Below are 3,335 nucleotides of genomic sequence, written 5' to 3'. Positions count from 1 at the left end.
CCCATCGGGCTGGAGTCCACCGACGACTATCGCGTCACGGTTGACCAGCCGCAGGGCGTTAACGGTAAGACGCGCCCAGTGACGGGATTTAAAGACCCCAAAACCGGCCAGGTGTTTACCCCAGATGCGGGCTTTCATCTGAACCCCGGCAAAGGCTACCTCCGCCATCTCGACGAGCAGCTGCTCAACCGCGCCGCCCGCGTCGATACCCGGCTGACAGCGCAGGCGGTAGAGGAAACGCTAGGCCAGCCGGCGGTGCTTAGTGCCTTAAACCGCGATACCAGTAACTGGATAAGCCAGGTGATGGCACAGCGGCAGGCGCGCAGCGACTTTCGTCCTGTCGGCGCATTAAGACCTGCCGTGGTGGACGCGCTGGCCGGCAAAGGCGTGATGCCGGACTCGGCAATGATCACCCTGACGGACGCCAACCTGCTGCACGCCCCACGCGACAGCAAGCAGGACGAGCTGCCCGCGACCTTCTGGTCCGCTTTGGTGTCGTCGCTGTATCGTCCGTGCGCCATCCTCTACCGCCGGCATCCGACGACGCCGGTGTTGCTGTACGTCTTCGACCTGAAGGAGAGCGCCCGTCAAGGCGTGGTGGCGATAGAGGGCCTGGTCGCAGGTCAATCCGCCGGTGCTGCCGACAGCAAGGTAGCTTCCCTGACTGTTCGTGCTGTCGATACCGTCAGTGATCTGGACGCATTCAAACATCAGGCGGGTGATGAGGTATTGTGGGGCACGCTGGAGTAAATGATAGTGCAGATCCCGACGTATCCGATCAGCTGTTCCCGGCGATATCCGATCACTGATTCCAGTCGCCCGATCAACGATTCCGATTTCATCCGATCACTGATTCCGGTCGCCCGACCAGCGATTCTGATTTCCCCCGATCACTGATTCGCATGTGTCACTACCAATTGAAATCTGGCCCACCCTGCCAAAGTAACACTGACCCAGGCCGTCAGAAGAGGTATCACCATGATAGATGTGACGATCACCGTGCCCGACACCTTGCGCCAGGCCCTGGCGCGACTGGCGCAGTCCCTGAGCCACCGCCAGCCGTTAATGCGCCCCCTCAGTGAAGAAATGTATGACGCGGTGATGGAGAATTTCGAGCAGGAAGGCCGCCCGCGCTGGCTGCCCGTTGACCGCGTCGGCAAAATCCTGCAGCAGTCGGGGCGGCTGGCCGCCTCCATTGACAGCGACGCCGATAACGACCTGGCCGTGGTGGGGACCAATGTGGTGTATGCGCGTATTCACCAGCAGGGAGGCACCACCCGGCCCCATGTCATTCGCCCCCGCTATAAGAAAGCGCTGGCTTTTAACGGTCGGGTRGTAAAAAACGTCAATCACCCCGGCTCRACGATMCCGGCGCRGCCCTTTCTCAGTYTGACCGACSAGGAYTATYAGGCCCTGGCGCACACCGTCAATGATTACCTCCAGCGTGCGCTGGACGAGTGACGCCMTGTAAAGGCCGTGGCGCGTTTTTTGATAGTCAGGCAGGCGATGATGCGGGTGAAACCGCGTTAAGCGATTCTGGCGCGATTTAAACGGGTTTTAAACGGGGTATCGCCGCCCGCGTCAGCGGTGTAGTCTGATGGCAGTCCGTTTTTGTTTTTTTTCTTCCTCCACCATTACCCCYTACANCCCCGTCACGATGAGATACCCGCCCCAGGCGTTAGGCTGTTTTCCATGGATCATGTTTCTGGGACCGTCATCGCGTGAAAAACACCGTCCGCCTTGCCGCACTGACCGTGGCGCTGGAGAGCRCCGGCACCCNTGTCCAGCTGTTTCCGGCCGGCACCTTTCGCACGCAGGATACGCGTCCCACCGACGTGGCGCACTGGCGGCTGGACGCCCCCCAGGCCCGGAGTTTAATTGACGCTGCCCAGGCGTGTCAGACTCCTTACTGCTTTGACTATGAGCACCAGGCTATCCATGCCAGGGAGAATGGCCAGCCCGCCCCGGCCGCCGGCTGGTATTCGCAGCTGGRATGGGTCGAGSGCCAGGGGCTGTTTGCGGTGGATGTCGAATGGACCGAGCGCGCCMGCACCATGATTGCMGYYGGGGAGTACCGYKTTGTCTCCCCGCTGTTTCGGTACGACAAGCAGGGCAATGTGACCTGTCTGKTGAATGCCGCGCTGACCAACGTGCCGGCGCTTGACGGTATGGAGGCGCTGCTGGCTGCGGCGTCACAACAACTCACGGGAGAAAACAACGTGGATGAACTGTTAGAACAACTGCGCTGGATGTTGAATCTGCCGCTGTCGGCCACGGCTGACGAGGTGACGGTTGAGCTGAAAAAACTCATCGACCGCCTGTCGGGAGGACAAGGTACGGCGGCGGTTCGCATCAATCTGCTGTCGCTGCTCAGCGAGAAGGATAACCAGATTGCCGCGCTGTCACAGCAGACCACCACACCGCCTGATCCGGCTGCCTATGCCCCGGTCAGCGTGGTCAATGAGCTGCGTGAGCAGGTGGCAGCACTCGGTCGTCAGCTGAGTGGTAACGAAGTCAATACCCTGCTGACGGCGGCCCTCAGTGATGGCCGCGTGCTCGCGGGGGCGGATGAGGACTGAGCGCGGCGGCTGGGTGAAAAAGATGTGGCGCTGCTGCGTGAGCACCTGGCCACCCGTCAGCCGATTGCCGCCCTGTCGGGGCTGCAGACCGGCGGCGTTGCGCCGCAGGGTATCGAGGCGCGTCCATCGCCCCTGGGCGCATTGGATGCGCCGGCGCTGGCCGCCTGTCATGCCTTTGGCCACAGCGCCGAGACCATTGCCAACATGATGAAAGATGAGGTGCAGCCATGACCGCCACCACGCAGGACCGTAATACCCCGTACCGGGACGGCGAGCTGACGCCCTATCCGGTGGCGGCGAAAGAAATAATCCCGGCCGGCGTTATCGTCTGTCTTAAGGACGGCTATGCCGTCAACGACCAGAGTGGCGAGGGTCTGGTGTATGCCGGGCGGGCTGATGAGGCTATCGGCAACAGCAAGGGCGGCAACGGCGACCAGCACATATTGGTGCGCCGCCACAAGGCGTTTTTGTGGGAGAACGACGGCTCGGTGAAGCAAGAGCATGTCGGCAAGCCGGCCTATTTGGTGGATAACCAGACAGTCGCAGCGACGGATGGCAGCGCACCGCCGCCAGCCGGTCAGCCGCAGGCACCATCATCATGCTTGACGCAGCGGGCGTCTGGGTCGAATAAGGAGAAACTGCATATGTTAGTGAATGCCGCAAATTTAAGGGTGATTTTCTGCAACATTAAACTCACCTTTAACGTAAGCGCCCCGTGGAGGACGTCTTGAATTATTGGTGGGTTTGTTGTATAGC

At 60.9% G+C, this 3,335-nt stretch carries 2 protein-coding genes and 2 pseudogenes; all 4 read left to right on the top strand.

Going from position 1 to position 3,335, the window contains the following annotated elements:
- Nucleotides 1-750: pseudogene (locus tag ACMX3H_RS17810) on the top strand (hypothetical protein); the annotation flags it as partial.
- Nucleotides 751-978: 228 nt separating this feature from the next.
- Nucleotides 979-1,461 (top strand): phage virion morphogenesis protein, encoded by a 483-nt coding sequence (locus ACMX3H_RS17805; RefSeq protein WP_415211753.1) that lies wholly within the window; start codon nucleotides 979-981, stop codon nucleotides 1,459-1,461.
- A gap of 260 nt (nucleotides 1,462-1,721) precedes the next feature.
- Nucleotides 1,722-2,810, top strand: a pseudogene (locus ACMX3H_RS17800) (phage protease).
- Entirely contained in the window at nucleotides 2,807-3,310 is a 504-nt protein-coding gene (locus ACMX3H_RS17795; RefSeq protein WP_415211752.1) for a hypothetical protein, read from the top strand. Before ACMX3H_RS17800 ends, ACMX3H_RS17795 begins: the two are co-directional and overlap by 4 nt.
- The last annotated feature ends 25 nt before the right edge of the window (nucleotides 3,311-3,335 follow it).

This window comes from Sodalis sp. (in: enterobacteria) (assembly GCF_047607725.1).
Taxonomy (GTDB): Bacteria; Pseudomonadota; Gammaproteobacteria; order Enterobacterales; family Enterobacteriaceae; genus JBLKSS01.
The sequence above is the reverse complement of the archived record's forward strand: the minus strand, read 5'-3'. Positions and strand labels throughout refer to the sequence as shown.

What these genes read in the sequence shown, in the direction of transcription:
- ACMX3H_RS17795 (WP_415211752.1), top strand. Translation starts at nt 2,807, where the DNA reads ATGACCGCCACCACGCAGGACCGTAATACCCCGTACCGGGACGGCGAG.